This window comes from Vibrio sp. Vb0304 (assembly GCF_033338995.1).
Taxonomy (GTDB): domain Bacteria; phylum Pseudomonadota; class Gammaproteobacteria; order Enterobacterales; family Vibrionaceae; genus Vibrio; species Vibrio alginolyticus.
The window spans coordinates 1-1294 of sequence record NZ_JAWOTT010000177.1 but is presented as its reverse complement, the minus strand read 5'-3'; the positions used below and the strand labels follow the sequence as shown (position 1 = coordinate 1294).

At 45.1% G+C, this 1294-nt stretch carries 1 protein-coding gene; it reads right to left on the bottom strand.

The genetic code is table 11. The annotated features are described in order from the left end of the window. Positions 1-60: 60 nt before the first annotated feature. Positions 61-1294: GGDEF domain-containing protein (locus R7P35_RS24765; protein ID WP_318093011.1), on the bottom strand; the 1234-nt coding region annotated here is incomplete at its 5' end.

Sequence of the window (1294 nt, the reverse complement as noted above, 5' to 3'; positions counted from 1 at the left end):
CAAACAGTTATGTCATGGTTATGTCCAATCACTTGGCATTTTTATCAATAAAACTATTACTTACTGTGATTGTTGTCTGCGTTTTTTCATCTCATAGAGATCTTCATCTGCTCGAACGATAACATCTTGCAGTGATTCGTGTGATTCGTTTGCCGCAACGCCAGTGCTTACGCTGACTTCAATGTCTAACGTTTTAAGTCGGTTGTCTTTGACAACGCTACGTAACTTTTTCGCCAACATCGAAGACTGACTGATGCTGCACCCCGGCAAGATTGCGATAAACTCATCGCCCCCAGTTCGGACGAGATAATCGCTGGTTCTGAACACTTTACGCATCGCATCGGCAATGATCTCGATAACCTCGTCCCCAACGTGATGACCATAGCGATCATTGATTCGCTTGATCCTGTCGCCATCAATGGCAATGACGGAATAAGGGGCCGTTTTCAAGCGGCGTTTGAATTCGCTATCTTTAAAGACTCTGCGGTTAAGTAACCCAGTTAAATCGTCTTTTGTCACATTCGTCAGTGCCGTCGCCAGACGAAGTTTGCTCTCTTTGGATTCATGCGCTTTGTTGTAATACGCCAAGGTTGCCAAAAAGAAAATAACAAACAGAAAGCTGTAATCCACCATCACTTTACTGAACGGGTACATGTAGACAATCAAGTTGTTGTTGTCTGCCACAAAAGATTGGGTGTACGCGAACGATGGCCACGGATAACCCGAAAAATAGATCACCATTTGCTTGTTGCCATTGGAGATCTGTACGTCGACGGCTTTCCCTTCGTTATAAAGTGATGAAAGATAGAGCTGTTCCGAAAACTCGCCGACTAACTCACCTTGGAAATAAACCGGGCTCATGATGCTTATTGCCATGTCATCCGAGTAGGTGGTTTTAAACGGCAGAGAAAACAACACGCGATCAGTCAGTTGTTCTTTCCACGCAGCCAGAACGCAAGAGTAGTTGCTCTTACACCAATCGACATCGAATGTGGCCTTCACGCCTTCTAACGCTTTGATTGGGCGCTCTAAAATCAACTTGCTCCCAGTATAAGAGCGAAAGTACATAATGGCATTTTGTCGATTAAACGCATTCGACAAATACGCTTCGGCTTGATGCAGCGATTTACGCGCGACGGCTTCAACGTAATTCAGCTTTTCATACGGTGACAGCGAGTAAATCGCGTCTTGGAAGCTGAACTCGGTTTGAGCTTCCACTTCATCCACGCTCAAGCCTTTGTATTGTTCGAGCTGCGCTTCCGTCAGCAGCCCCATTAAAATGACTTTTTGCTTT